Source organism: Streptomyces mobaraensis (assembly GCF_020099395.1).
Lineage (GTDB): Bacteria > Actinomycetota > Actinomycetes > Streptomycetales > Streptomycetaceae > Streptomyces.
Window position 1 is genome coordinate 7613336 of the sequence record NZ_CP083590.1, and the last position, 25594, is coordinate 7638929.

25 protein-coding genes and 4 pseudogenes are annotated in these 25594 nt (G+C 70.5%); 15 read left to right on the forward strand and 14 right to left on the reverse strand.

Features of this window, described 5'->3' with window-relative positions:
- Positions 1–21 precede the first annotated feature (21 nt).
- Complete coding sequence (locus tag K7I03_RS33395; RefSeq protein WP_185943010.1) at positions 22–2001, forward strand: endo-beta-N-acetylglucosaminidase; 1980 nt, start codon at positions 22–24, stop codon at positions 1999–2001.
- Between the two features lie 718 nt (positions 2002–2719).
- On the opposite strand, the gene K7I03_RS33400 is transcribed toward K7I03_RS33395, so the two are convergent.
- Positions 2720–3184 carry an ATP-binding protein gene (locus tag K7I03_RS33400; RefSeq protein ID WP_185943009.1) on the reverse strand — a complete coding sequence of 155 codons (465 nt, stop codon included), beginning with the start codon at positions 3182–3184 and terminating at the stop codon, positions 2720–2722.
- 475 nt (positions 3185–3659) lie between these two features.
- Between K7I03_RS33400 and K7I03_RS33405 the strand changes: the two genes are divergently transcribed.
- On the forward strand, positions 3660–3860 hold the full coding sequence (locus K7I03_RS33405; protein ID WP_224347360.1) for a hypothetical protein: 201 nt from the start codon (positions 3660–3662) through the stop codon (positions 3858–3860).
- Positions 3853–4182: a relaxase domain-containing protein gene (locus K7I03_RS33410; protein WP_224347361.1), complete on the forward strand. Its 330-nt coding sequence runs from the start codon at positions 3853–3855 to the stop codon at positions 4180–4182. Before K7I03_RS33405 ends, K7I03_RS33410 begins: the two co-directional genes overlap by 8 nt.
- A gap of 310 nt (positions 4183–4492) precedes the next feature.
- On the opposite strand, the gene K7I03_RS33420 is transcribed toward K7I03_RS33410, so the two are convergent.
- Positions 4493–5008, reverse strand: coding sequence for a MarR family winged helix-turn-helix transcriptional regulator (locus K7I03_RS33420; RefSeq protein WP_185943008.1), 516 nt, complete (start codon positions 5006–5008; stop codon positions 4493–4495).
- 68 nt (positions 5009–5076) lie between these two features.
- Here K7I03_RS33420 and K7I03_RS33425 point away from each other — a divergent pair, with 68 nt between their 5' ends.
- Genes K7I03_RS33425 through K7I03_RS33435 form a run of 3 tightly spaced genes read left to right on the forward strand, consistent with a single transcriptional unit; the run spans position 5077 to position 7461 of the window.
- Positions 5077–5922, forward strand: a complete 846-nt coding sequence (locus K7I03_RS33425) for an SDR family NAD(P)-dependent oxidoreductase (protein ID WP_224347362.1) — start codon at positions 5077–5079, stop codon at positions 5920–5922.
- Positions 5919–6683, forward strand: coding sequence for a hypothetical protein (locus K7I03_RS33430; RefSeq protein WP_224347363.1), 765 nt, complete (start codon positions 5919–5921; stop codon positions 6681–6683). The genes K7I03_RS33425 and K7I03_RS33430 overlap by 4 nt, the downstream gene beginning before the upstream one ends.
- Positions 6667–7461, forward strand: a complete 795-nt coding sequence (locus tag K7I03_RS33435; RefSeq protein WP_185943006.1) for an SGNH/GDSL hydrolase family protein — start codon at positions 6667–6669, stop codon at positions 7459–7461. The genes K7I03_RS33430 and K7I03_RS33435 overlap by 17 nt, the downstream gene beginning before the upstream one ends.
- A 215-nt stretch (positions 7462–7676) precedes the next feature.
- Here the strand turns inward: K7I03_RS33435 and K7I03_RS33440 are convergent, their stop codons facing one another.
- The 3 genes from K7I03_RS33440 to K7I03_RS33450 form a co-directional block, all read right to left on the reverse strand.
- Entirely contained in the window at positions 7677–7814 is a 138-nt protein-coding gene (locus tag K7I03_RS33440; protein WP_224347364.1) for a hypothetical protein, read from the reverse strand.
- Between the two features lie 99 nt (positions 7815–7913).
- On the reverse strand, positions 7914–8714 hold the full coding sequence (locus K7I03_RS33445) for a methyltransferase domain-containing protein (protein ID WP_185943005.1): 801 nt from the start codon (positions 8712–8714) through the stop codon (positions 7914–7916).
- Between the two features lie 154 nt (positions 8715–8868).
- The gene (locus K7I03_RS33450) at positions 8869–9963 is read right to left on the reverse strand and encodes a DUF5954 family protein (RefSeq protein ID WP_185943004.1); all 1095 of its coding nucleotides are present in this window, start codon (positions 9961–9963) and stop codon (positions 8869–8871) included.
- Positions 9964–10216: 253 nt separating this feature from the next.
- Between K7I03_RS33450 and K7I03_RS33455 the strand changes: the two are divergent.
- Both K7I03_RS33455 and K7I03_RS34560 read left to right on the forward strand, forming a co-directional pair.
- Positions 10217–10688: pseudogene (locus tag K7I03_RS33455) on the forward strand (adenosylcobinamide amidohydrolase); the annotation flags it as partial.
- Positions 10689–10781: 93 nt separating this feature from the next.
- Positions 10782–11231, forward strand: a pseudogene (locus K7I03_RS34560) (IS630 family transposase); the annotation flags it as partial.
- Positions 11232–11243: 12 nt separating this feature from the next.
- Here K7I03_RS34560 and K7I03_RS33460 read toward each other — a convergent pair.
- Positions 11244–11492: a hypothetical protein gene (locus K7I03_RS33460; RefSeq protein WP_224347365.1), complete on the reverse strand. Its 249-nt coding sequence runs from the start codon at positions 11490–11492 to the stop codon at positions 11244–11246.
- Between the two features lie 411 nt (positions 11493–11903).
- Positions 11904–12431, reverse strand: coding sequence for a hypothetical protein (locus K7I03_RS33465; protein WP_185943003.1), 528 nt, complete (start codon positions 12429–12431; stop codon positions 11904–11906).
- A gap of 386 nt (positions 12432–12817) precedes the next feature.
- Between K7I03_RS33465 and K7I03_RS34165 the strand changes: the two genes are divergently transcribed.
- Together K7I03_RS34165 and K7I03_RS33475 are read left to right on the forward strand one after the other, a co-directional pair.
- Positions 12818–13123: a hypothetical protein gene (locus K7I03_RS34165; protein WP_313772156.1), complete on the forward strand. Its 306-nt coding sequence runs from the start codon at positions 12818–12820 to the stop codon at positions 13121–13123.
- A 1355-nt stretch (positions 13124–14478) separates the two neighbouring features.
- Entirely contained in the window at positions 14479–14667 is a 189-nt protein-coding gene (locus K7I03_RS33475; protein WP_224347755.1) for a helix-turn-helix domain-containing protein, read from the forward strand.
- A gap of 148 nt (positions 14668–14815) precedes the next feature.
- Here K7I03_RS33475 and K7I03_RS33480 read toward each other — a convergent pair whose 3' ends face one another.
- Positions 14816–15169, reverse strand: a complete 354-nt coding sequence (locus K7I03_RS33480; protein WP_317988284.1) for a DUF5954 family protein — start codon at positions 15167–15169, stop codon at positions 14816–14818.
- A 37-nt stretch (positions 15170–15206) separates the two neighbouring features.
- Positions 15207–15539, reverse strand: a pseudogene (locus K7I03_RS34170) (DUF5954 family protein); the annotation flags it as partial.
- Positions 15540–15660: 121 nt separating this feature from the next.
- On the opposite strand from K7I03_RS34170, the gene K7I03_RS33490 reads away from it, so the two are divergent.
- Genes K7I03_RS33490 through K7I03_RS33500 form a run of 3 tightly spaced genes read left to right on the forward strand, consistent with a single transcriptional unit; the run spans position 15661 to position 18483 of the window.
- Positions 15661–16026 carry a hypothetical protein gene (locus K7I03_RS33490; protein ID WP_185943001.1) on the forward strand — a complete coding sequence of 122 codons (366 nt, stop codon included), beginning with the start codon at positions 15661–15663 and terminating at the stop codon, positions 16024–16026.
- Positions 16019–17911 (forward strand): helix-turn-helix domain-containing protein, encoded by a 1893-nt coding sequence (locus K7I03_RS33495; protein WP_224347367.1) that lies wholly within the window; start codon positions 16019–16021, stop codon positions 17909–17911. Before K7I03_RS33490 ends, K7I03_RS33495 begins: the two co-directional genes overlap by 8 nt.
- Positions 17911–18483: a transcriptional regulator gene (locus K7I03_RS33500; protein WP_185943000.1), complete on the forward strand. Its 573-nt coding sequence runs from the start codon at positions 17911–17913 to the stop codon at positions 18481–18483. The genes K7I03_RS33495 and K7I03_RS33500 overlap by 1 nt, the downstream gene beginning before the upstream one ends.
- 1062 nt (positions 18484–19545) lie before the next feature.
- On the opposite strand, the pseudogene K7I03_RS33505 reads toward K7I03_RS33500, so the two are convergent.
- Positions 19546–19899: pseudogene (locus tag K7I03_RS33505) on the reverse strand (transposase family protein); the annotation flags it as partial.
- Between the two features lie 297 nt (positions 19900–20196).
- Between K7I03_RS33505 and K7I03_RS33510 the strand changes: the two are divergent.
- Together K7I03_RS33510 and K7I03_RS33515 are read left to right on the forward strand one after the other, a co-directional pair.
- The gene (locus K7I03_RS33510) at positions 20197–21012 is read left to right on the forward strand and encodes an SDR family NAD(P)-dependent oxidoreductase (RefSeq protein WP_185942998.1); all 816 of its coding nucleotides are present in this window, start codon (positions 20197–20199) and stop codon (positions 21010–21012) included.
- An 891-nt stretch (positions 21013–21903) separates the two neighbouring features.
- On the forward strand, positions 21904–22224 hold the full coding sequence (locus K7I03_RS33515) for a hypothetical protein (RefSeq protein ID WP_224347368.1): 321 nt from the start codon (positions 21904–21906) through the stop codon (positions 22222–22224).
- Between the two features lie 20 nt (positions 22225–22244).
- On the opposite strand, the gene K7I03_RS33520 is transcribed toward K7I03_RS33515, so the two are convergent.
- From K7I03_RS33520 to K7I03_RS33525, 4 genes are all read right to left on the reverse strand, one after another.
- On the reverse strand, positions 22245–22397 hold the full coding sequence (locus K7I03_RS33520; protein WP_224347369.1) for a hypothetical protein: 153 nt from the start codon (positions 22395–22397) through the stop codon (positions 22245–22247).
- A gap of 578 nt (positions 22398–22975) precedes the next feature.
- Complete coding sequence (locus K7I03_RS34465) at positions 22976–23500, reverse strand: helicase associated domain-containing protein (RefSeq protein WP_398858436.1); 525 nt, start codon at positions 23498–23500, stop codon at positions 22976–22978.
- Between the two features lie 1132 nt (positions 23501–24632).
- Positions 24633–24767, reverse strand: coding sequence for a hypothetical protein (locus tag K7I03_RS33980; RefSeq protein ID WP_263457562.1), 135 nt, complete (start codon positions 24765–24767; stop codon positions 24633–24635).
- A 42-nt stretch (positions 24768–24809) separates the two neighbouring features.
- Positions 24810–25115: a DEAD/DEAH box helicase family protein gene (locus K7I03_RS33525; RefSeq protein ID WP_224347370.1), complete on the reverse strand. Its 306-nt coding sequence runs from the start codon at positions 25113–25115 to the stop codon at positions 24810–24812.
- Positions 25116–25594: the final 479 nt, after the last annotated feature.

The following is a 25594-nucleotide window of genomic DNA, read 5'->3' on the forward strand; positions in this document are numbered from 1 at the left end:
CCGCGCAAGAAAGGCTTTCCGATGAACACTCCGCCGGCTTCCGCAGGCGAGGACATTGGCCCGCTGCCACCGGACCTCTGTCCGTACGCCTCGGTCTGGCATCCGCGCACCCTGCTGGACTGGGACCCGAAAGAGGACCCGGACGCGGATTTCAACCGCTCCCGGGTGCCGCTCGCGAAGCGTGTGCGGAACCTCAAGGTGGCCGCCAACGCCAACGCACGCCCGGAAGCCCGGCTCGTGTCCCTGGCCGAATTCCACGAGACATCGAAGAATCCGTCGCAGGGAGCACCGACCTGGAAATACTACGCATTCGGCTACTGGCAGTACGTGGATATCGTCGTGGCGTTCGGCGGCTCGCTGAAGGAGGGGCTCATTCTGGCGCCGAACCCCACGATCATCGACGCCGCGCACCGCAACGGCGTCAAGGTCTACGGCTCGATCTTCTTTCCCGCGGGCTCGGACGAAGACCACCGGCAGCAACTCAGGGACTTCGTGCGGAAGAAGGTCAGCGGTCATCAGGTCACCTTCCCGGTGGCGCACAAGCTCGTCGAAGTCGCGCGGACCTACGGCTTCGACGGCTGGTTCGTCAACCAGGAGACCCCCGCGTCCCGCATCGACCGGATCGGCGCCGACATGCGCGCCTTCATGGCCTACACCCGCGGCCTGGCTCCCGGGCAAGTGGACGTCATGTGGTACGACTCGATGATCGAGGACGGGTCGATCTCCTATCAGAACGCACTGACCGACGCGAACAAGATGTTCTTCCAGGACGACGGCACACAGGTCGCCGACTCGATGTTCCTCAACTACTGGTGGGGAGCCGATCACTTGAAGGGATCCGCGGCTCTGGCGCGGAAGCTGGGCCGCAGCCCGTACGACCTGTACGCCGGCCTGGAACTCGTCGAGAAATACGGCGACTTGGACCAGGTGTGCCCACCGGGAAAGGAGCATCGGGTCTCGGTGGGGCTGTATCCGGCGCAAAGAGCGTCGATGCCGAGCCTCGGCGAGATCGACTCGATGAAGCTGGAGGAGTACTACCGCAAGGAGTCGGTGTTCTGGGTCGGGCCGAACGGTGATCCCTCCGACACCACCGGCGCCACCGCACGCACCGGGGTGGCCCGCTGCATCCCCGAGTACTCACCGGTGTGCGAGCTGCCGTTCGTCACCAGCTTCAACACCGGGCACGGCACCGACTTCTACGCCCAGGGCGACAAAGTACGCGTCGGCGGCTGGCACAGTCTGTCGCTGCAGGACGTCCTGCCGACCTATCGGTGGATCATCAGCGGCGACGGCGCCGGACTCACCCCCTCCCTCGCCTTCGACGACGCCTACCACGGGGGTACCAGCCTCCTCCTCCAGGGTGCCGTCGAGGCCGGCGAACCCCAGCTCCTCCGCCTCTACCAGGCAGAGCTGCCCGTCGCCGCCGGAACCCGGATCACAGTGACCGCCAAGAGCGAGGCCGCGCACTCCCTCCACCTCAAGGCCGCACTCGCCTTCACCGACGACCCCACCCGCTTCGTCCTCGCGGATCTGGGCGATGTCACGTCCACCGACTGGCAGACCCTTACGGCCGACCTGGATATCGCCCACCAGGGCCGGGCCATCGCCCAGATCGGCCTGCACCTGAGTGCCACCAGCGCCACTGTGGCCCATTCCGCCCTCCGCATCGGGCAGCTCGCCGTCCACCAGGAGCCGCTGACCGCTCCGGCGGCACCTACCGACCCGAGTGTCGTCTCCATCGCCGCCGGCGCCACGGACCGCGGCAAAGCCCTGCGCCTGCGCTGGAAAGAACCGGCGCCCACAGCGCCCGTGCACCACTTCGAGGTCTACCGCACGCGGCCGAAGGTCTTCCTGGCCGCCACCACCAACACGGTCTGCCACGTCCCCGAGCTGCTACGCCACGGGCAGGAAACCACGACGGCCTTGGAGATCGTCGCCGTCGGCCCCAGCGGCGTCCCCTCCGCACCGGCCACCCCCGCACCCACCGTGACCTGGCCTTGACCGCACACAAGGACGCGCCCTGACCTGTGCGCGCTCAGTGCGTCACCGGGGAGGAGGTTGCCGTCGCCGAGGGCCGAGGAGACCGAGGCCGTCTGCTGGGGGCCGTGTCGGCGGGGCTCACGGCGAGACCGCATGCTGCGGCGGCGATCGCCACGGCGGCAGTCGCCTTGCCGAGGCGGCGGAGTGCGGTGCTGTTGTCATGCGACATGGTGCTCGATTCCGATCATGAGCCTGGGGAATGTCATCCCGCCCTCGGAGAGCGGCGACTGTCACCGTAGGGGCCGGAATGTGGCTTGATCCGCTCGGAAGCGAGTGCTGATCACGGCCGTTCCCGCGCCAGGACCGATGTCACCTCGTCGGCCGTGCCGTCCAGCCTCACCCCGAAGACAACTGCTGGGCTGTGACGTCACAAGGCGACGTAAGGGCTCCCATCTCGCGATGGTGTGCCGACGCTGTCGGAGCCTCCGGCGGGCGGCAGCGGTTCCAGCCCGGCTCCCTCGCCTTCCCCACGCTCGCCGCGGTGACGGCACAGCCCATCAGGCGCACCGGTGCGCTGACCGACGGTGCAGTGCACTCCCGCCCCGTCCGCAACCGTCTCCCTCCGCCCGGGCTGCGGCATCCAGTGCACGGCCGCGATGCGCACCCGGTGCGGGCGGTGCAGGGCATCGAGCGTGCACAAGGGTGGAAACCGCCCTTTGACGTGGGCGTGGCTATGTGATCACGGCGTCTGGCCGCCGCCCGGGCCGTCGGCGAGCACGACGGCGGCTGTGATGCGCTTGCCCACGGGTTCGCGGTGCATCGCGAAGCTCCGGCAGACCGCCATGACGATTTCCAGGCCATGCTGACCGATCCGTTCCGCGTCGGGAGCGCCTACCGACGGCAGCCCCGGTTCGCTGTCCCACACGGTCACCTCGACGGCGCCCTCGTCGACCTCCAGCGATAGCAGGCACGGTCCCGGGGCGTATTTGCGCGCGTTGGTCACCAGCTCGCTCACCACCAGCAGCACCATGCCCATCGCCCGCTCGGACACCGGCAAGCCGTGCACCGCCTGCACGTCCGTCAGAAAGGAACGAGCGAGATCACGGGCTTGGCCGATCTCGGTGTCCGCTTCGAACGCGGCAGCCACCGACGGCACCACACCGGCCACAGCCTGCCAACCCTCATCCTCCACTGCCTGACCCATACGGCCCTACCAGATCCCCGCGCCACCCGGCTGACGGAAACCGGATACCCCCGGAACCCCCCCACAGCCCCATCAACGAGTGACGCGGAGGCCCGTGGCACCCAGATGTTCAGAACCAGCCAACAAAATCCCCGACAGCGTCACCCACGGAGAGCTGTGCGTAGATGTACGGGCCTTGACAGTGGAGTCATCTGCTGGCGGTTTTCGGGGTGGGGGGGCGTGTGGCCGGGCGACGCGCGGGAGTTGCGTGGTCTCGGAGGCGCCCGCGGGACGGGCGAGACGTCGCTGCCGGCACCCGCTGTGCGGGATCGACCGTGAAGTTCCGGTCACCCCCCCCGCCCCGCGGAACCGTTCTTTCGCACAGGCCAGAGCAGGTGTTCGCTGCCGGGTTGATCAGTGTTGCGAAGGTCCAGCGACGGAATGCCTGGCGGTACTGCGTGCGCGGCGAGGCGTCGCATCGGGGAACGGGCACCGGGTGGCCGACTGGTCGCTGAAGGACACCCAGGAGATGGCCGGGCGGCCGCCCGGGGCGTGGAGGGGCCGCGGCCTGCCCGTGTTTGTCCTCACGGACGGACAGGTGGTGACGGAACGGCAGACGAAGCTGGTGTCCGGGGAAGGCCGGCACCCGGACGCCGACCGCATGAAGCGCGAGCTCCTGGACGGAGGTCTTGCATGAGCACTGTCTGATCGCCAACCGGGTACAGCGCGCGGATGGCTTCTGGTACGCGCTGGACACGGTCCGGCTCTACAAGAACATCGTGGCGGCCGACCCGCTGTACACCTTGGAGATGACCACCGAGGTGCGAGAAGCCGGGTCGGCGACCGCGCCCCGGGAGGTGACGCCGGGCCTGCGCCCGGTGACGGAGATGGCCGGCGTCGGCTCCGAGCTCATCGACTGGTCCTCCACCCGCCGCCGCCGGATCGAAGGCGTCCTCGAGGGCATCACCGACGACTACGTGAAGAAGTACGGCCGGCTGCCCGGAGAGCGCGCCCGCTAGACCAGCTGCTCGCTGATGGCCCGTCCCCGCGCTCCTGAAGTTCGGGCAGCGGATCGTCGACGGGCTCCTTCAGCCGCTCCGCTTCGTTCCCGCGCGTGTGGATCGCGGGTGTGCTTGTTCTGCCGTCTGCGCAAGTAGCGGCGGTTGCGGCGCGGGGGGTGCGGCTTGTCGCCGCCGAGAGAGTCCGGCCGGGTGCGGGGGAGCTCCCATTTCTCGTTCGTGGGATCTCCCGAACCCGAGGTGGCCGCATGATCCGCCGCGCGGGCGCCGGCCGTTGCGGACGCGCGACGACCGTCGGGAGTGTCGGTGCCTACCGGGGCCTCCCTTTCGCCATGCCCCGGTAGCCGGGGTGCACGCCAGGTGTGAGGCCCTGTCGCGCGGCCACGCGTTCGAGGAGTGCGGTAAGGGTGGCGCGCTCCTCCGCGTCCAGGCCGGCGCAGATGTCGGCCTCGTGCTCCGCGGCCACCTCGCCAATCTCCTCCAGCATCCGCCGGCCGCCGGGGGAGAGGTGCAGCGCGTGGTTGCGGCGGTCCTCGGTGCTGCGCCGCCGCTCGACGAGCCCCTTGCCGTCCAGGTGGTCGACGAGGGTCACGACTCGGCTGGGCACCACGCCCAGGTCCGCCGCGAGCGCCCGCTGACTGAGCCCGGGGCGGTTGGCGATCATGCGCAGCAGCCCGACGTCCGGCGGGGTGAGGCCGAGGGCGGCGACGCGTTCGCCGAAGCGGCCCGCCGCGTGCGCCCCGATCTGGGCCAGGAGAAAGGCCGTGCCGCGGGGGTGAGTTGAAGCCCTGCCGGGTTCCTCGCTCGGTTGCCTTGTCGTGCTCACGGGGCTATCGTACGCCACCAGAACGATTCAGCTGTATGAATCGTTCAGTAGAGAGAATGGATTGCGCTGTGTCATCCCGATCTCCTTCGGCCTCCCCGGCCCCGCTCAGCCCCAGCCCCATCTCCAACTCCAGTCCCCATCCCCATCCCGGCCCCGGGTCCCGTTCCGGACTCGCGGGCAAGGCCGCCCTCGTCACCGGCGGCTCGGGCGGCATCGGCGCCGCCACCTGCCGGGCCCTCGCCGCGCACGGCGCGCGGGTCGCCGTCACCGGCAGGAACGCGGCCGCCGTCGCCGCGGTCGTCACCTCGATCGCCGAAGGCGGCGGGCAGGCCCTGGCCGCTCCCGCCGACGTCACCGACCCCGCCGCCGTCGACCGGCTCCGCGCCCGAGTGGAGGGCGAGTTCGGCCCGGTGGAGATCCTCGCCCCCTTCGCGGGCGGCCAGGGCGGCCCCGTACCCACCGCGGAACTTGACCCGGACCGCTGGCGCTCCGTCATCGAATCCGACCTCACCTCGGTCTTCCTGACCGTCTCGGCGTTCCTGCCCGGCATGATCGAAAAGGGCTCCGGCGCCGTCGTCCTGATGTCCTCCACCGCGGGGCGCGTCCCGGGCGGTGCGAACATCGCGTACGCCGTCGCCAAGGCGGGGGTGGTGATGTTCGCGAAGCACCTGGCGGCCGAGGTCGGCCGGCACGGCGTCCGCGTCAACTGCCTCGCACCCTCCGCCGTACCGAACGACCGCATGCGGCGGGAGACGACCGACGGGCAGCGGGCCGCACTCGCCGCCGGGTTCCCGCTTGGCCGCCTCGGGCGGTCCGACGACATCGCCGAGGCCGTTCTCTACCTCGCCTCCGACGCCGCCTCCTGGGTCACCGGCGCCACCCTCGACCTGACCGGTGGGCGGGTGATCGCATGAGCACCGCCGTCACCGCGGCCGCGACCCGCGCGTCCAGCGCCCCGCACCAGGGCGGGCCGCCGCCCGGAGCCGTCGCCACCGTCTTCGCCGCGCTCTTCGTGGCCGGGGTCGTTCTTACCGCCGTACTGTCCGGCGGCAGCCCCTTCCCCTCGCCCTTCGGGGACACCGACTCGATCGTGGCCTACTTCCGCGACCACGACGACGCCGTACGGTTCGGGGCCGCGCTCCAGTTCGCCGCCGCGATGCCGCTCACCGTCTACGCCGCCACCGTCACCGCCCGTCTGCACCGGCTCGGCGTGCGGGCCCCCGGCGCGTTCATCGCCCTGGCCGGCGGACTGCTCGCGGCCGGCCTGCTGGTCTGCTCGGCGCTCGCGAGCTGGGTGCTCACCCGCCCCGAGGTCCTGGCGCAGCCCGGGCTCGTCCGAGCCCTGCACTACGTGGCGTTCGTCTCCGGCGGCCCCGGCCACGTCGCGCCGCTCGGCCTGCTCGTCGCCGGCATCGCCGTACCCGGGCTGCTCGCCCGGCTGCTGCCCCGCTGGTTCGCGTACGCCGGGCTGGTCATCGCCGCCGTCGCCCAACTCGGCGTGCTCGTCCTGCTCGCCGAGGACACGGCACCGCTGTTGCCGGCCGCCCGCTTCTCCGGCCTGATCTGGCTCGTGGCCGCCGGGTTCCTGCTGCCCCGGGAGCGTGCCCGCACCCAGGCGCCCACACCGGCTCGTACCGCGTCCGCACCGAGGAGTGCCCATGAACCCCGACCGTGAGACCGCCGCCCACGAGGCGCTCACCGCCAAACTCGTCCGCTTCCAGCGCCCCGAACGCGACCTCCCGTACCTCACCGGCCTCGACGAGGACCGTGTCGCCGGGCTCTTCGGCCTGACGCCACCGGCGTACCGTGACCGGCTGGCGGCCCTCGACGCGCAGACCCGCACGGCGGCGGCGGTGCTCCGCGACGCACCGGGCACCGCCGGCCTGCCGGCCCGGCTGCCCTTCGCGCCGGGGCAGCGGATCGTCGCCCTCGGCGAGAGCACCACCGCCGACCGGCTCTCCTGGCTGGAGATCCTGCGGCACCTGCTGCCCGACGGCGTCGCCGTCACCAACCTCGCCGTCTCCGGCTCCACCACCACCCAGGCCCTGGCCCAGGCCCCGGCCCTCACCCGGCTCCGGCCCGGCTGGGTACTGTGCCTGCTCGGCACCAACGACGCCCGGCGCACCGGTCCGGCCACCCTCGTCAGCGCCTCCGAGACCCGGCGCAACCTGGCGGCCCTGCGCGAACTCACCGACGCCCGCTGGGTCTGGCTCACCCCGACACCGGTCGACGAGAAGCGGGTCGCGTCCTTCGAGCCCTTCCGCAGGGCGGGACTGACATGGGCCGGCAAGGACGTCGACGCCATCACCGCGTACCTCCTCGAACGCCCGGAACCGGCGGTCGACACCCGCCCGGCGGTCACCGGCCGTCACCTCGACGACGGCGTCCACATCACCCTCGACGGCCAACGCGAGATCACCGCCGCGGTCCTCCGCCTCCTCGCGGAGCTCTGACTGCGTGGCACTCATGGTGCGTTCCACCTGGAGGTGCGCGGCACCGCCCACACCGAGTAGAGAGGGGAAGGCATCGCCAGGCGCAGGTGGAGTCCGCCCGATGCGCACCACCAGGCGGGGGAGTGCGTTGCATCGCGCGCAACTCAACGCATCGTGCGCGCGCCGGTTCGCACACCCGTGCGCCGTAGTCCCGGGCATCTGGTGCCTGTGGCGCGCTACCCGTGCGGGCGGCACAGGTTCTCCTCGGCCGACAGCAGCCCGAGCACGGCGTGCTCCTGGTGGTGGGCGTGCCGGCGCTCCGCCAGGGCCCGGTCGTGGACAGGGCCAAGCCCCCGTGCTGTCTCTGCGGTCAAGCCGACGGCAGCGAAGTCGCCGGCGGCCTGGAGGAGCCCCATCGCGATGTCGTGGAAACGCGGGCCGCCGACGGGGTCAGATGGCGGCGCCCTCGTCGCTTACCGGACGGTGGCGGAGGTGAGGAAGTAGGTGACGGAGTACAGGAACTGGCTGCCCTCGATCGCCTTGTCGAGGAGCGTGTTGAACCGCTGGGCCTCGGACCGGTCGAGGTGGCCAAGGTCGGCGAAGACCTCGGCCCAGCTGCGGATGCCCATCGTGTCGTCGACGGTGCTCTTGTCGCGGACGAGGAGAGTACGCGGCTCGACCTCGACGTCGAGCAGACCACGCGCGGTGAGCAGGCCGGGAACGCGTCGGGCGAAGGTGCCGTGTTGGACACTGACCCTCTGGCGCAGGTCCAGGATCTCCGCGGCCAGCTGGTGGTCCTCGATGTTCAGAGCCTGCGTCGCCGTGTCCGGGTCGCAGATGACGATGCGACCTCCCGGGCGGACGACGCGCAGCATCTCGTCCAGCGCCTGGCCGGGGCCTTGGACGTGTTGGAGGACACGGTCCGCCCACGCTCCGTCGAACGCCCCGTCTTTGAACGGAAGACGACGGCTGTCGGCAACGGCCAACCGCCGGAGGCCGGCGCGCTTCATTTCGGCGCACATGGTCTGGGACAGGTCGCAGGCGACGGCCTCGGCGCCGGTCTCGGCTTCGAGTTCGCGCACGGCATCCCCGGTGCCGGCCCCGACGTCGAGAAACCGCCGGCCGGGCTGCGCCCGAAGCAGACCGCGCAGACGCTGCTTGTAGGAGACGAAGAACGACTCGGCCCTCAGGCGGTGCAGCGTGGTGACCAGCCGCCCGGGGTCGGGGTGCGCGTCGATGTCGGAGAAGGCATGCGGCACATAAAAGTCGCCCATGGACGGAGCCTACGGCTCGCGGGCGTGCCGTGCGGACGAATTCGCTCAGCCAGGAGGGCGGTCGTGCCGCCGGCGCGAAAGGCCCCGGCGGGGGCCCGCAGCGCGCTGCGGGGCCTTTCGTTCAGCGCCTCGTCCGTCGCCTACGCCGGTGATGTCAGTCTTCGTTGGCGTCATCGTCGTAGTGCACGTTGCCGTCTTCGTCGAGGTAGGGGTGGATCTGCGCGGGAGGGTGGCCGTCGGTGTCGGAGGGGCGTGGCCCTTCGGGCCCGTCGGGGCCCCAGCGCAGGAGTCGGCGGGCGCGGCAGATCCGGTAGACGGTGCCGCCGGCCTCGAGCTGGTTGGCGCGTTCGGTCCGCAGCCGGTCGGCAGCCTGTGCGTACTCGGTCAGCTCTCCGGCCGCGGGGTCGGTTCCTTGCGCGGCGATCGCGCGGGCGTCGACCGTTCTGTCGTCGCAGTCCCAGGGGATGAGGCCGCGCCGGCGGGGCTCGAGCCAGGTCAGGGCGAAGTCCAGCGACTTGCGGGCGTCGTGGGCGGTGGCGTGCGGACCGCCGCTGGCCTTCCACCCCTGCCCGTCTTGCTCCACGATCCGGAAGACGGGGGGCAGCGGCATCACGTCCGGATGGGTCGTCAGCGCCCGCCGGGAGTCCCCGCGCACGTCCTCGGGGAAGCGGCCCCCGGCGTAGCCGAGATCGCGCAGCGCCAGCCGTTCCGCGGCCTGAAGGGGCGTGATCGGCGCGTCGGGGTCCAAGACCAGGCCGTCATCGATGCGCGCGTCCCGGGCGCCGCGGTCCCAGTTGGGGACGGCGGGCTCGTAGTCGGTCGGCCGAGGCTGCTCAATCCCGTCGGGTCCCAGCCCCGTGTACTCCTCGGCCCGCACCACCCGGTAGCGGGTCCGCAGCACGGTGAGCTCATCGACGCGTTCGCTCTCCAGCCGGGCCACCGCCGCCAGCAGGGCCCGCCGCTCCATCACGTCCTTGGCCTCGTCCTTCGCCCGGAACCACAGCAGCGAGTTGAGGCCGTCCCGGGCCAGCTGCGGAAAGCCGTCCTGCACCGCGATCACGACCCGCCACCGCTGTTCCTCGCCGGCATCCTGTGCGACGACCCCGAACAACGGCCCCCGCACCAGCACCGTGTCCACATCCAGCGCGGCGTCCAGTGCGTCGGCCTCCACGACCGCCTCCACCGGACCCTCCGGGTACCTGACCTTGATCGGCCGTACCCCGTCCGGCGTCGTCTCCCCATGACTCATGCGCCCATCCTGCCGACCACAGCTTGAGCGCACGTGCGTTTCCTGATTCTCAGGACTGGGATGTGCCCGTGTGGGACGGTGGTGCCCCGCTTCCTCCCCCGCAGGCGGAGAGGCGCCATCGCTTCCGGCCGGTGTTCGTCGGGCCGGCTGCGGCTAAAGGGCGGCGAGAGCGGGGAGCGCCGGCCCTTCTCCACCGCGCGCAGCTGCCCCCAGCCGACCTCGGCGCGAGTGGCGGGCGGGGCCCGGGTGGCGGGTGGTCAGCAGCGCGGTACTCGGCGGTGGCATCGGTGAACGGTCCTGGGTCCTCAACGCCCAGGTCCCGCACGGCTACCGGCGCACCGACCCGGACCGGCACCTCGCCGCCCTGGCCTCCGGGGCGGGCGCGCGCGGGCCGGGCGTGGGTCTGCTCACGGCCGCGGACGTCCGGGCCCACGGCCACGCGCGCGACGGCGGGGCCGAGGCGGTCGTCACCGCGGGGCTTGGAGTGCGCGGCTGGGCCGCCGCACTGCCGACGGCACGACCGCCGCCCCCGGCCTGGCACCATCAACATCGTCCTCGCCGTCCCGGCCCCCCTGACCGACGCGGCACTGGTCAACGCCGTGGCCACGGCCACCGAGGCCAAGGTGCAAGCCCTGCTCGACGCCGGGTTCGACTGCTCCGGCACACCCACCGACGCGGTCTGCGTCGCCGCGCACGCTCCGCGCCCCGGCGAGGAACCCCACGCCTTCGCCGGCCCCCGATCTCTGTGGGGCTCCCGCCTCGCCCGAGCCGTCCACACCGCCGTCCGGGACGCAGCCGGGGCGCACTACTGAGCTTGTGGGCGAGGTGTGGTGCTATCCCCGCCTGCCTGCTACAAACCCGGCGAGCGGTCTCGAACCTCCCACGCGGTCTGCGAGTACAACGGCCGCAAGGACCAGCCCAAGGGCTTCGGATGGCGCGACTTCCGCAGCCTGCTCATACGCGCCCGCGTCCTGGGCTCGGTGGCCCAATCATCCTGGTATGCGCCTGCGTCCGGATCCACCTAACGGCCCCGCTTCGGGAGTTCACCGCCGTGAATGCCGACTGGCTCACCGTCTTCGAGCTGTCCGCATACTCACCGGCCGCCATCGGCAGGAGGGCATCTGATCACTTGTCAGACGCGACGTCGGCAACCTCACCGCAGCCGACCTCGGCGCCGGATCACGAAGGCCGTCAAACGCAGGCTCAAGCAGATCCAATACTTCCCGGGCCTGGTCGGCGGTTGCGTCGTCGGTACCGTCTTGGCTCTCAGAATGTGGTCATCAGAAGCTGCCGAAGAAGCGATGCCACCAACTGGGCCGCTGGACATGCGAAGGCAACTGGCTGGGCCCGTCGTAATCGCGTTCCAGTAGTTCTTCGGGAAGTACCACATACCCGAGATCGGCCAGTGCCCATTCGACCTTGGCGAGATCGGCGGCATCCAGCTCGCCCTGGGCCTGGGCATCCTCTGTGCCGAGGAAGGCTCCTGGGTTCTCGGCACAGATGAGGGCGAGGGACCCGAACTTGCTCACGCAGGCCACGATCCGAGTCCCACGCAAGGTTGCTTCCGCGGGCACGACGACACGTCCGTACTCGCTGGAGTCCTGGGTGTCCCGCTCGGCAGTGAGTTGTGAAGTCGGCCTCAAGCCGTGCCACCAGGTCGCCGAACAGGGCAGCCGTCCGGGTGCGATCGCAGCCGGACGGCCACTCCAGCCACTCCGGGTCATCGAGCTTGACCAGTATCGTCAGCAGATCCGCCTCGCTCTTCATCACCGGCACATTGTGGGCGTGAGCATCGAACCTGGATCCCTACGGGGTACGGCCGCGCGACTTGCCGAACCTCATACCGCCGACAACACCCATTCATGTTCGACAGCAACAAAGGGGGAGGGGCAATGAAGGGGACCGCCTCGGAGAGAGCGCGACGTCCTTCGATTGCGGGGTCAGGACCCGTCCTGCCCGGCGATGCGCAGTGCGACCGCGATGTGGCTGTATCCAGGGATAGTCGGCTCGCCGGCTTTCTCGTAGCGCACAGCGTCGGCTATGCCGAGCTTCTCGCCCGACGGGAGTGCCCTGTTCGTCGTCCACAGAAGCATGCGCAGGTGGTCGTCCTGGACGCCAAGAAGCGGGGCGGCGGGCTGCAACGGCTGGCCGGTGCGCACCCGCCAGTCGGCCACCGCGGCCCAGAAAGCGTTCAGAGTGTCCCAGCAGATCGTGTTGCGGGGCCCGAGGAGCAGACGTATCTCGTCAGCGGACCGGAGAACGTCGAGGCCGTGGGAGACGAGGTTTTGGAGGTCCTCCAGAAACGTGACGACGAACTCGTACTCTGCCTCTTCGCCCAGAAGGTCTTCGACGACCGACAGAACCTCGACGGTCGCGCTGTGACCCTTCCGGGCGACCCGAAAGGCGACCTGTCGGCAGACGTCGAGGTCGTCGGTGCCGTCAACCGATCCCGGCGTGACGCCCGCCAAACTGAGGAGCCGTTGCGACCGCCCTGCCGGTCGTCGGCGCCACGGGAAGCGCATAGTGTCCCTTTCCTATGTAAATAGAAATTGCGACTGCTCAGCATGACATGGCCGGAGTGCCTCCAACGCATTGACGACCCCGCTGGGACGGCGCCCATAGCGCCCGGCGTACGCTCTGCAGGCAGTCGACCGGTGACAGCAGGCGGCACGGTGAACGGTAGCGGGCTGGCCCTGACGTCACGGCGCGTAAGGATGTGCGGTGCTCCACCGACACCTCACTCTCACGCGTGGCTGATCTCCGTCCTGACCGTGTCGACCGGCGCCTGTGCCGAAGCGGCGGATGCCGTCCACCAGCCGATCGCCGCCGCTCCACCTGGTAGGACGCCGAGGCAGTGGTCGACCCGATCGCCTGGGCTTTCCGCTGGACGGTCGACGAACCGCCGCTCCATCCGGGGGAGGAGCGGGTGACCGAGCTCGATGAGACGCACCACGGCCGGCTGCTCGCTTTCCTCAGCGCACACAGCCCGGCCCGCTCCACCCAGATAGCGGTGCGTGTGGGCACAGTCGTCGCCTTGCTGACCTATCAAAACGCGGATAAAAACCCAGATAACGCTCGTGTTCTTCTTCCCCTGGCCCGTGCGCAGGCCGATCGCCTGCTGCGCGCACAACAGGGCGGAGAACCCGGATCACCCTCCTGATCCCCTGTTGCGGGCGATACCCCGGCCCACGAAAGCTTCGCTGCCCGGCAGTGCCCGGGGGGCTTTCTCATCTCGCGCGCTACAGCAGCAAAGGCCAAGAACCCGGCCTGCCGTATCAGGAGCGGGTCGGGCCGAGGAACGGCTGAACCGTTGGCTGGACGGTTGCTCCGAGCGAGGGGTCGAGGGGATGACCGAAGGTGGGCGCCCCCCCCACATCGGATGCCGCCCGTTCGCGCAGGTCAGGCTCTGTGGGTAAGCCGTCCGGAGGCGGCGACACCTCTTCCCGACGCGACAGCAGTGAGGAAGAGGTGTGATACAGCCGGGCCGGGTGGCTTCCCCCGTCACTCTGACCGCTGAAGCGGTGCCCGTACGGCCGAACACTGCTGGCAGCACGGGGCCGTTGTGCTTCTGGACGTGGGGATGAATCAGCTTCCGCCCGCCGGGAACGCCCAGGACGACGCGGTGGTGCCGGCGCCTCCTGCGAAGCCGATGCTCAAGCAGCCGCATGACATGCTTCCCGGCCCCGGTGCGCTGCTTGGCGCTCTGGAATTCGACGGGAGCCGGCGGCTGATGGCCGGGCCGAGGTTGCTTTCTCCGCGGCTCGGCCGTGGCGCCCAGCTGTCCGGATCCTGTTGTGCTCCTGGACGGATATGGCCGCTGCCCCTCTCGCGGTCTTCGGAGAGGTACGGCATCCTCGGCCGGATACCGGCTCGGCCTGTGCGGGGGAGGGGAGTGGTCTGGCGCTGTGGTGGGCGGCGGCCTTATGGGGGTCGTCCGGCGCGGCTGCGGTGGAGGGTCTGGTCCTGTACCGCGCGATCCACCGGGTCAAGGACTTCCCCTGGCGCAAGGAAGGCGAAGCCGCCTTCGCCGCCCACCTGGCCTCCGTAGTCATCCGGGTCGTGCTGGGCGGTGGCCTCGCGGCCGCCTTCGGAGCGTCGGCACAAGTCGCCGGCCCACTGGGCGCCCTCGCGGCCGGGATCGCCGCCCCGAAGACCGTTGTTTCCGGCAGGGCCTGGCCCACCAGGCAGTGGAACCCCTGCCGCAGACAGCCCCGAGCACGTCCGCGCAGACGGCCAAAGCTTCCGCGCAAGGAGGTCCCGGTGCGGCCTGACTCCTTCGGCTCTCAGCTGTGCGCCGCCCCGGCACGCACTACTCCAGCCTTCCAGAAAGCCCCCCGTCCTGCCCGCACGGGCTTCCTCAACCAGCTCGCCGGCGCCCTCGCTCGGGGCCACCCCCGCATCCCGCAGCGCCCCGGCCACCGCGCAGCCGCCCCGCCCGGACGGTTCTCCTGTGGCCCAACCCGAGCCTGACACGCGGCAGCGCGATCGCAGGCCCGGCACAGGCCCGAACCGCCGCTGCCGGATTACGAGGGGCGGCTGCTGACCGTCGCCGAAGTCGCCTCCACCCTGCGCGTGTCGAAGATGACCGTGTACAGGCTGGTACACGCCGGGTATCTCCCGGCCATCCGCGTAGGGCGCGCCTTCAGGGTGCCGGAGGAGGCGGTGCACGACTATCTGCGGGAGAGCCTGCGCAGCGTGAGCTGAGCCGTCGGCCGCGCCCCGTGGCCGAGCGGCGGCCGAAGCGCAGACGCCCCAAACCGCACAGGAGGTTCGGGACCGGCCGGCGCCGGTACTGCCGGGTTCCGAGCGTGTCGCACCAGCCGAACGGCATGGGCTCCCATGGGGACGGGTTTCAAGATCTGCGACACGCTGGGCCCGGTGCCCTGCCGCCGTAACAGATAGAACGGCCTACCGGGTGGGTCGTCAGCGCCCGCTGGGAGTCCCCGCGCACGTCCTCGGGGAAGCGGCCCCCGGCGTAGCCGAGATCGCGCAGTGCCAGCCGTTCCGCTGCCTGGGCGGGTGCGATGGGTGCTTCGGGGTCCAGGACCAGGCCGTCGTCGATGCTCGCGTCCCGGGCGCCGCGGTCCCAGTTGGGGACGGGGGTTCGGAGTCGGTGGGCCGGGGTTGCCCGATGCCGTCGCACCCCAGCCCTGTGTACTCCTCGGCGCGCCATCCGGTAGCGGGGTCCCGAGCACGGTGAGGTCATCGACGCGCTCGCTCTCCAGCCGGGTCACGGCCGCCAGCAGGGCACGCCGCTCCGCCGGGTTCTGTGCCTCGTCCTTGGCCCGGAACCACAGCAGTGAGTTGAGGCCGTCCCGGGCCGGCTGCGGACAGCCGTCCTGCACCGCGACCACGACCCGCCACCGCGGTGCCTCGCCGGCGTCCTGTGAGACGACCCCGGACAACGGTACCCGCGCCAGCACGCTGTCCATATCCAGCGCGGCGTCGAGTGCGTCGGCCTCCACGACCGCCTCCACAGGACCTTCCGGACACTTGACCAAGATCGGCCGCACCCGGTCCGGCCTCATCTTCCTGTGACCCATGAGCTCATCCCGCCGACCGCAGCCTGCGCGCATGAGGGGTTTGCCGATTCCTCGGCGTGCGACACGCCCGGCCCGGGACGGCGGCACCTTCCCCTCGCGCCCGTTTGGCTAACATTGCAACAAGTTGGATAGTTCTTCTTTGGGGAGGTGGGCGGTGCTGCAGATCCAGATCGGTGCCGAACGCGCTGCGGACGCGGACGACCGCCTGGGGCGTGTCACCTTGGGGTGGCGCCCCGGGATGAGCGAGGACGAGGCGTGGGCAGCGGGCCGGGGCATCTGGAAGTTCAATGCCGACCGGGCTCTCTCGCAGGACGAGGTGCAGATCATCAACACCGAGGGCACCGTCCTCGTGGTCGCGCGGATCACCGGGATCTCCAAACACGGCGACCGCTACGCCCTCGAAGGCACCCTCCTGCACGGCGACCCGCGCGTCGGCCGGCCCACCCCCAGCCCGCACCTTTCCCGTAACCCCGTCACCTACATCCCCCATACATCCCCGGGGGAGTGGACAGGTGAGTGACTTCGATGCGATCGATTCGCTGCTCGCCGGCGTAGGCCCGGAAGCCGAACTCCCCTCTCCTCAGGTCCGCCAGGTGTTGCGGGAACGGGCCCGGTTGTCCAAGGCGCAGGTGGCGAGGGCGCTCGGGGTGAGTCCGTCTACGGTCGCCGCATGGGAGAGCGGCCGGGACCCGGCCGGCGATACCCGCACCAAGTACGCGTATCTGCTGGACGGGCTGGCCGCCAAATGCGCCACCGGCACCGGCACCGCCACCGGCACCGGCACCGCCACCGGCGCTGGCACCGGCACCGCCACTGGCACTGGCACCGGCGCTGGCACCGCCACCGGCGCTGGCACCGGCGCTGGCGCTGGCACCGGCACTGGCGCTGGCACCGGCGCTGGCACCGGCGCTGGCACTGGCACTGGCGCTGGCACCGGCACCGGCGCTGGCACCGGCGCTGGCACCGGCACTGGCGTCGGCGCTGGCATCAGCACTGGCACGGTGCCGGTGGCCCTGTCTGGCGTCGAGCCGGCCGTGGCCCAGCCTTCTGCCGCGGCCGACGTTCCGCCGGCTTCCCCGGCGGTGTCCGAGGAAGGCGGTGAGGGTGACGAGGTGGAGGTCCTCGCGGTGCCTGAGCCGTGTGTGTTGTGCGGGTATCCGGCAGGGACCCGGGTGGCGGGTTTCGCCCAGCACCTTCACCCGGCCGACTGCCAGGCCGCTACTGCCGCGCCCGACAGGCCCACCGCGCCGCCTGCCCGGCCTGTCACAGCACCTGCCCGGCCTGTCACAGCGCCCGCCCGGCCTGTCACCCGGCCGGTCACGGCGCTCGCCCGGTCTCAAGCCGCTTCGGTCGGGGAGCCGCCGTCGCGCGCACCGCGCCCGGCGGCGCGTCCCTCTGAGCGTTCCCAGGGCCCGTCCCGTCGCGCTTTCCAGGAGCCGTCTGCTCCGGTCGATCTGATCGGCCGGGCGGTGAAGGCCGTGCTCGTCGAGCATCACGGTGACGTGGAGGCGGCGACGGCCGTACTGGTGAAGCGGGCGATCCCGGATGCGATGCGGCTGCTGGACGAGACCCGTAAGGGCGCCCGTTACGACATCATCGCTCACCCGTGGATCCCGGACATCCTCAAGAAGCAGTCCTCCCGTGGCGCGGACCAGATCTGGGAGGCCCGCCCGAAATGGACCCGCCACCAGCTGCCGCCCGGGAAGCATGAGGTGACGGCGCTCGATGTCAACGGCGCCTACCTCTCCGCCCTCAAAACCCACCTGCCCCTGGGCCGGCTCGAGCACTCCGCCGGCCTCCCGCACGACCGCCGCCGCGCCGGCGTCTACCTGATCACCCCGCCCGCCTGGGAACATGAGGCGGTCCTGCCGAACCCGATCGGCCAACGCGACGAGCCGGGACCGCTGTGGGTGACCGAGCCGACCCTGCGCCTGCTGCTGCGCCTGTCGGGCCCGAAACACGCGCTGTGCGCACCGCCGGAGATCCACGAGTCCTACACCTCCGGGGCGACCGAGAACCTGCTGGAGAAGTTCCGTATCGCTTTGAAGGACGCTCGTGACACCGCGATCGCCGAGGGCGACGAGGTCACTGTGGAGTATGTGAAGGCGATGTACTCCAAGTTCGTCTCGACGATGGGGGAGTCGAACTATAACCGGGAGCTCTACCGTCCGGACTGGATGCACATCATCCGCTCGCAGGCGTTCGCGAACCTGTGGCTGAAGGCGCTCAAGGCCCACGATGAGGGCCTGGCGGTCGTCCGGGCGATGGGCACCGATGAGCTCCACGTCATCGGTGACTGGCGCAGTGTCTTCCCGGAGGGCCGTGGTGTTACCGAGGTGAAGGTCAAGGACACCTACACCGCCGGGACCGACACCAACGAGACGGAAGGGGAGGGAGAGGAGTAGTGCCGCAGAAGAACCTCGACTTCGGGAAGTTCGGTGCCCGGGGCATCAAGGGCAGCGACGCCGTCGCCCGCACACTCGACGAACTCGCGGGCGGTATCGCCACCCCGGTGACCGCCCGGCGCGGCTGGACAGCACGCCTGCACTACCTGACGAAGTCGGGCAAGAGCCGCCAGGCCGCGCGCGAGGCCGGGCTGACGGTCACCGACCGGACGCTGAAGGCGTGGCTGGAGGGCAAGCGCCAGCCGTCGAAGGCGAACCTGGAACGCATCGATGCCGCCTACCGGGCGGTGCGCCGGCGCAACGTCGCCCGGCACCTCCTCAGGCGCCTGAACCGTGAGGGACGCGGGACCCGGGTGGAGATCCACCCCCTGAACCAGTCCCAGGTCCCGCGCCCGCTGCAGCGCGTGGTGGAATACCGCACCCTGAACGTGCGCCGCTGGGACCGCATCATCGGCGCCTGGGCGGCCGGCGACCACCAGGGCCTCGATGCCGCCTGGGACGACACGATCGTCGACCTGGGCTCCCAATGGGGGCAGTACGAATACGTCACCAACGTCGGCTTCGCCGCGTAGAAGAGCCCGAGGACGGGCCCGGACCCGCAAGGGCCGGGGCCCTTGCGTACTCCCAGCCGCTCTCTACCGCCGGCTCCCGCTGGATACGGTCCCGGCCCCAGCGCATGCCGAGTGCGTCCGGGTCCGCGCGGCGCTGCCCGGTGAGCTTGCCGGCCCGCTTCCTGACGTTGTCGAGCACCATGCCGAGCTTCACCGCCTGGGGCTCCTCAGCGCCGCCCTGAGGGCCGTCGTCCCGCCTTTCAGCTCCAGGTACTCGATGTGCTTCCTGGGAACGCTGAGGGGCCTTCGCGTGCACGGTACTGGCGTGCCGCCCCGACACTGAGAGCCCACGTGTCTCCTGCGTGCGCTTCACGGACCGCTCGTACCTCCCGGCCGGGGTGAGGTTGATGGGGATCAGCGAATTTCCCCGGGGCTACTCGGGTTCCCCACTTGGTTCAGCGGTCAACTGGCTACCGGGGCCGCCCGGTCGATGAGTGTGCGGGCCGTGCCGACCGGTCAAGGGCGCCTACGGCGTCGCTACGCGATGAGCTGCGCTCACCCTGGACAGTTCGGCTCGGCCCTGGTGCTGGCTGGCTATCGGGCGGCCCCTCCACTGTGGCGTCCGGCTGCAGGTCGGCCGACGCGGGTGGGGAACCACAGCGAGCAGGTCTGTCCCATACCCCGAGCAGGGGGTGGGGAAATTCAACGAGCCCTATCAAGGCCGAGGACGTTTCCCAGCATCCACTGCCGGACGGGCGTGAGAGTGTCCCCGCCACGGCGACACGCCCCATCCCAGCACGACACACCCCATCCCAGCGGCCGAGGTCTTCGCCCTGCATGACCACCTCGCCCACCTCCGCCGCCGGTACCACTCCGCCGTTGTGGATGTGGGCCTGGCACCTCGATGCCGTCACCGCCGGCCTCAGCGTCCCGCTGAACTCCGGTGCTGCCGAAGGCGACATCACGAAAATCAAGCTCCTCAAGCGTCGGCACTACGGCCAGGGCCGGCTTCGACCTACTCCGAAGACGCATCCTTCTCGCACACTGACCGGCCGCTTCACCGAAGGCGCCGAAGGGCCGGCCCACGATCCACAGCCGGTCCGCGGCATCCGTGGGCGGGGCGGCCGGCTCCAGGGCCGGCAGGGGCCGCAGCCGCCGGATGACCCGGCCCACGGTCGCCGGCGAGATCTCGAACAGCGGCGCGACTGTCGCATCGTGAGGTCCGTGCGGTAGGAGACGACTACCAGCAGGACCCCGGCCCGCCACCAGCAGGACCCCGGCCCGCCATCGGCAGCCCCCCCCGGGCCGACCGCCGCCGCGACCGTTGCCACCCCGCTCCCACACCACCCGCAACAGACCCTCGAACTGCCGCCTCCGCAGCCCGGTGAACGTCTCCACCCACAACGACTGAGCCCTCAACACCCCGCCCGTACCCAGAAGATGCCCTGAACACAACCTTCCGCAATACCTTTGGGATACGGGCCCCCAACGAGTCGCAGTGACCGCACTGAACTCCACAACCCCAAAAGTCACTTCTCGGCCCTGAGACACGTCGGGAATCAAACAGACTTCGCCGACGAAAACGACCTCATGGCCCCCTCGCTCCGCCGCCCCCGCACCCAGCCGCGGTGCCGCCGACGACCACGCCCCCCGCTCGGCCCGGCCATGCCGGCACTTCGTATGATCACAGCACGGGGAGCCGAAAAGCCGACCACCTTCGGAGGACGAACGACCATGCCCGAACAGCGTGTTGTTCTGGTGACGGGCGGGGGAACGGGAATCGGGGCCGCCACCGCCCGGCTGCTGCGCACCGCCGGGCATCAGGTCGTGATCTCCGGGCGGCGGCCCGAGCCGCTGCACCGGGTGGCCGAGGAGACCGGAGCGCTGGCACACCCTTCCGACACCGCCGACCCCGAGGCCGTGCGCGAGCTCGTCGAGAAGACGGTGACGGCCTACGGGAGGCTCGACGGTGTGGTGCTCAACGCCGGAGTCGGGCGGCCCGGCGCGGTCGGCGACATCGCGGTCGAGGACTGGGAAGAGCTGATACGGACCAACCTCACCGGTCCTTTCCTGCTGTTGCGTGCCGCGCTGCCGCATCTGCTGGCGGCCCGCGGGGCGGTGGTCGCGGTCGCCTCGGTCGCCGCGCTCCGCAACAGCGTCGGCAACGCCGGCTACGCGACGTCCAAGGCGGGTCTGCTCCACCTCTGCCGCTCCCTCGCCGTCGACTACGGGCCGCAGGGGCTGCGGGCCAACGCGGTGTGCCCGGGCTGGGTGCGCACGGAGATGGCCGACCGGCGGATGGCGCGGTTCGCGGCGGAGGCGGGGCTGGCGGGCGGCGCCGAGGCGGGGTACGAGGAGGCGACCCGGCTGTCTCCCGCCGGGCGGCCGGGTGAGCCGGAGGAGGTCGCCGAGGCGATCGCCTGGCTGCTGTCGCCCGCCGCGTCCTACGTCAACGGGGCCGTCCTGACCGTCGACGGCGGGGTGACCACCACCAGCGTCAGCGGTGTCGCCTTCGACTACCGGGTCGAGGCGCGCACCCCGCCCCTGTAACAGCCTCCGCACAGGCCCGCTCCACTGCCCCTCCCGGCTGCCCTCAGAGTGCGGCCGACCGATCTCTACCCCCCCGGACGTGCGGCAGCCACCAGTGCCGCTGCCAGACTGCCAGCGGAACTGTCCCTAACAGCCCCCACTTGCGGCACCGCATCCGGCGCCCGCGCGCCCACCACCGCAAAGCCCGCATCGACGAACAACCACCCCAGCGGCAACGACGCGTCCGTGCCGTCCTCACCCAGCACAAGCACCCGCTGCCCTTACAGGCCGACCACCTGAAACGCCTTCTCCTGCCAGACCACGTGGCCGCCGACCTCCACCACCGGCCGCCGCCCGCGAACGCGTCCAGCGCGGCGAACAGCTCTACCCCACCCAGCACCAGAAGGCCACCGACGCCCCTCACCCCGGCAGCCGCACCCCCTTGTGGAAGGAGTCCGGCAAAGAACGTCAAGCCCCAGTTCCTCCCCGACCCAGCCCGCGAGCCGGCTCGACCTGACCCTGGCCACCGAAGAACACGCCGCCCGCACCCTCTTCCCCCAGATCACCCCCAGGGGCCGAACCCGCCCTCCCCGACGAGAACCGAGGAGCGCAGGACACCGACTCCTTCACCGCCGGCCCCGAAGACCGCTACCCCGACATCTTCGCCCTCCTCCCGACCGACCTGCCCGACACCAAGCCCCCGCTCGAACTCCTCGGCGAGCTTCCCCGCCATGCGATGGCGCTCGGGTACAACGTGAAGGCCAACACCGACCTCCTCCAGCAGACCGCCGCCTGACCAGATCGAAGACCGGACGCCCCTACGGAGCGCCCACCTTGCTGACGGCTCCCGCTCCAACACCGCTGGCTACGCGGCCGCGGCCCATTTCCGACCCCGCCGCCATCATGAAGCCCATGGACGACTCCCATGGCCTTCCCGTCCCCTGCGACAGGCAGGTCCCCGCCTGGACACTCCTCCTCGACCAGCTCCACCGCGACCTGCTCGCCCTCGCCCCCGACTACCGCATCGAGCCCTTCGACACGAAGATCGACAGCCTGCGGATCACCGTCGCCGACCGCTTCCAGGACAGCGAGATCGACGGGAAGTCCGCCGACCGGGCCACCCCCCTGACCGACGCCGCCGAGACCGCCTCGAAGACCACCTGCGACGAGCGCGCGCCCCAGACCGCATCCGTACCACGGAGAAGCGCCAACGGCCGTCCGGAACCAGAGTGACCCTCGGTCAGAGTGATGCGTCAGCCGCAGCAGACGCACAACAGGTAGGCGTTATTGCTGGCCAGGGCAGGGGTTTCGAGGCTGGCGACCCCGTTGACCATGGTGAATTCACTCCAGGCGAAACCACCGAAGGTGGCCCAATACAACTCATGGCCGCCGCTGACGCGCATCACGCAGTACAGCGTGCCGTTGTACGGGGCGAGTGCGGGGGCCACGGGGATGTAACCGGAGGGGAGCTGCTGGAAGCTGCTCCAGCGGCTGCCGTCACCGCGTACGACACAGAACAGCTTGCCGTCGTAGGAGGCCCTCCGCCGGCCATCAGCAAGCTCGGCTCCACATACTCACCCACCCCATCACCAGCGCATTCCGAGTTGGTTGAGGTCGGTGCGGCGTTGTGCGGTGAGTTTGCCGGCCCGTTTCCTGATGTTGTCGAGGACCATGCCGAGCTTGATGGCCACAGGCCCCCCAGTGCCGCCCTGCCGGCCCGCGGCCCGCCTTCTGATTCCAGGTGTTCGACGTGCTTCCGAGGTACGTTGAGGTGGCCTTCGCGGGCGTGGAACTGCTGTGCAGCACGGAGGTTGAGCGCCCACCTGTCGCTCTGTGTGCGTTTCACAGGCGTTCCTCTTTCCTCGGCGGCGTGAGACCAAGAACGTTCTCAAGCAGCCACTGCTGGACCGGCAGCAGGTCATCCCAGCCAAGGCGACAGCCGGCCGCCCAGCGTCCAGGTCTTCGCCCTGCACGATCACCTCACCTACCACCGTCGGCACCGCCCCGCCGTCTCGACATGGGCCTGGGCGAGACGGAAGCAGCGCTGCCACCCACATCCCACGCGGGCACCAGCCGGGTCGATCTCCTCCAACGCCTCACGCCGCGCCTCGGTGAGTGCCTTGACGCTGGATTCGACGGGAAGACCGGCCCCGCGGCGCTCGGCGATGGTGTCCGCGAGCCGGGCCGCAGTCCGCTGATTCTTCGCCCAGGTCCCCACCGGGTACCCATCCCAGACAGCGGTTGCCGGCGGCAGGAAATGCCCGTGCACAGCGCCCACCCTCGGGCGGCCGCGAGTCCTTCCTCGAACGCGACGTCCCGGTGGGACCAGACCATCCCGAACCCGTCCAGCTCGGCGACCCGGTCCGCAGCCAGGCGCCCGGCTTGTTGAAACGCCGCTGGTCCGCCAGCCACGTCCCCAGCGGAAACCCCGCCGGCACCCAGTCGTCCGGGGTGACGAACCCGTACGGCACCCGCAACCGCCGGCACCGGACTCCTTCACATACCGCACGCAGGCTTCGATCCCGCGCCGCCAGAAGGCGTTCTCGGCTCAAGCACCCGCAACTTCACAAACGCGCCAGCAGCGCCGGATCCCGCGGCGTGCTGAACTTCAGCAGCTCCCGCGCGAGCACACTCGGCCCCCGCCCGCCCTCCCACCGCTCTGACCACCTGCGCCAGCCGGCCTCCTCTCAGGCTCGTAACTGCCGCTGCGCACACGGGGGTCGGCGAGCGCTTCGATGGTGTCGGTGTCGTGGGCGCGGAGAGCCTCGAGAATCTTCGCCAGGGTGCCGTAGCGGAGAGGTCAGCATGTCGTCCGGAATCTCACCGGTGCAAGGAATACCGGAACGATCAGTGACGCGATCTTCCCCTCCCCAGGCCTCATCCGAGTGCGCGACCGACCATTTGCACGATATCGATCATCGACCGCGCATCACAAAAGGCGACCGAATCACAATTCGCTGTATCCACGCCTTCGCCCAGTACCTTCACAGAGCTGAGCACACGCAGCACGGCCGCCGTAGCCCAGGCCCTCACCCGCGTCCGGCCCTCGATGACGTCGGACGCGAACTCCTCCAGCACGACCCTACCGGTGGCCGGGGGGTGCTCGCCGCACAGCAGCCGGCCCATACGCGCTCCGGCGCCGGGAACCGGCGCGGATCGTCCTCCCACAGCGCTCAGCGGCACCGACGACGCCGGCGGCCATGGCCTCGGCCTCGCTGACCTTGCCGTGGAAGGCCAGCATCCTCCGCAGCCCCTCCTGCGCCGCCGCGGTCAGGACCCCAGCCTGCAGCGCCGCCAGCCGCACCCCGCGCACCGCATCCGCCCCAGGGCCGGCAACCTGGTGCGCCTCGTGAGCTCAGGGTCGGTGATATCGACGCACACGACCTGGTAAGGGGCGACGAGTCCGCGGCTGATGGCCTCAGACAAGGTGAGCTTGAAGGCCACGGGCCCGAACACGGGGAGCCGGGTCCATGCTCGCGATCAGGCGCGGCTCCTCGCCACGACCGCTCCCGGCTGCTTCCAGACACGGGGCCGTGGCGGTCATGTAGAGACGGCGGCTACGGGGATCTTGGTCTGGTCATGTACGGCTGCCCAGGGCTTGCCTGCATCCCCGCTGGTCCGGTGGGCCTCGTCCACGACCATCAGGTCCCACACCCCCAGCCCTGAGCATGTGCGCGCTGGAGGATGCCGAGGCCGACGGCGGCGTAGGTGGCGAACACCGTCACCCGCTCCAGCCCCGCACCCACCCCACCAACTCGGCCGGATCCGTCGTACAAGGCATGCCGCCGGAGTCGCCGGCCCGTAGCGAGCAGACCCGATCACGCCCCCGCACGGCCATCCTCCCGCCATACGGCCGCGGTCTGTGTCAGAAGATCAAGAGTCGGCACCAGAACCAGCACTCGCCGCGCCCCCAGCTTCCGGGTGGCCTCGGCGGCGATCAGAGTCTTGCCCGAGCCTGTCGCGGCGATGACCTGGGTCCGCAGTCCCCGGCCGGCATGTGCCCACTGGCGGGTGTCCGTAGGGCGCGGAGGATGGCGTCGACGGCTTCCACCTGATGCGGGAACAGTTCTTTCCCCAGCATACCAATTCCCTTCGCCATTCCCGCCGAAGCCTTTCGGATCCACTGGAATCCAATTGCGCCAGAAACACAGGAGTTGAATACCAAGGTAACAAATTCAGCTTTTCAAGAACATGTTTCCGTCCGAGTCAGGATGCCCTGCCGGTCACCCGAATCCGCAGCGGGGACCGCTCCTCTCTCCATAAGATAGCGGCCAGACAGAATGACGCACCACGCCTTTCCGAAGCACCCCGGCGCGCCATCACCTGCCCAAGAAACCGCCATGACGAAAGACAGCACACCGCTCCACCCAACCCATGACCCAACAACCCCCTTGACGCTCCGTCACCCCGACACCCCACCCCTAGCCAGCCCAGGAACGCGCGGAGCGCGTTCCGTCAGGCGGATCGCGGAGCGATCCGAGCCGAGGCCAACGGAGTTGGCCTCCCGGGCCACGGAGTGGCCGGATCTCCGGGACGGAGTCCCGGAGCACCCCACGGAGTGGGGGTGCTCTTCCGCCGCGTGCGGCGGCGCGTCGGGTTGCGG

Bases quoted from the DNA above. Each gene is read 5' to 3' on its own strand.
- K7I03_RS33395 (WP_185943010.1), top strand. From the start codon at position 22: ATGAACACTCCGCCGGCTTCCGCAGGCGAGGACATTGGCCCGCTGCCA.
- K7I03_RS33400 (WP_185943009.1), bottom strand. From the start codon at position 3,184: ATGGGTCAGGCAGTGGAGGATGAGGGTTGGCAGGCTGTGGCCGGTGTG.
- K7I03_RS33430 (WP_224347363.1), top strand. From the start codon at position 5,919: ATGAGCACCGCCGTCACCGCGGCCGCGACCCGCGCGTCCAGCGCCCCG.
- K7I03_RS33435 (WP_185943006.1), top strand. From the start codon at position 6,667: ATGAACCCCGACCGTGAGACCGCCGCCCACGAGGCGCTCACCGCCAAA.
- K7I03_RS33445 (WP_185943005.1), bottom strand. From the start codon at position 8,714: ATGGGCGACTTTTATGTGCCGCATGCCTTCTCCGACATCGACGCGCAC.
- K7I03_RS33450 (WP_185943004.1), bottom strand. From the start codon at position 9,963: ATGAGTCATGGGGAGACGACGCCGGACGGGGTACGGCCGATCAAGGTC.
- K7I03_RS33480 (WP_317988284.1), bottom strand. From the start codon at position 15,169: ATGACCTCACCGTGCTCGGGACCCCGCTACCGGATGGCGCGCCGAGGA.
- K7I03_RS33510 (WP_185942998.1), top strand. From the start codon at position 20,197: ATGCCCGAACAGCGTGTTGTTCTGGTGACGGGCGGGGGAACGGGAATC.
- K7I03_RS33515 (WP_224347368.1), top strand. From the start codon at position 21,904: ATGGACGACTCCCATGGCCTTCCCGTCCCCTGCGACAGGCAGGTCCCC.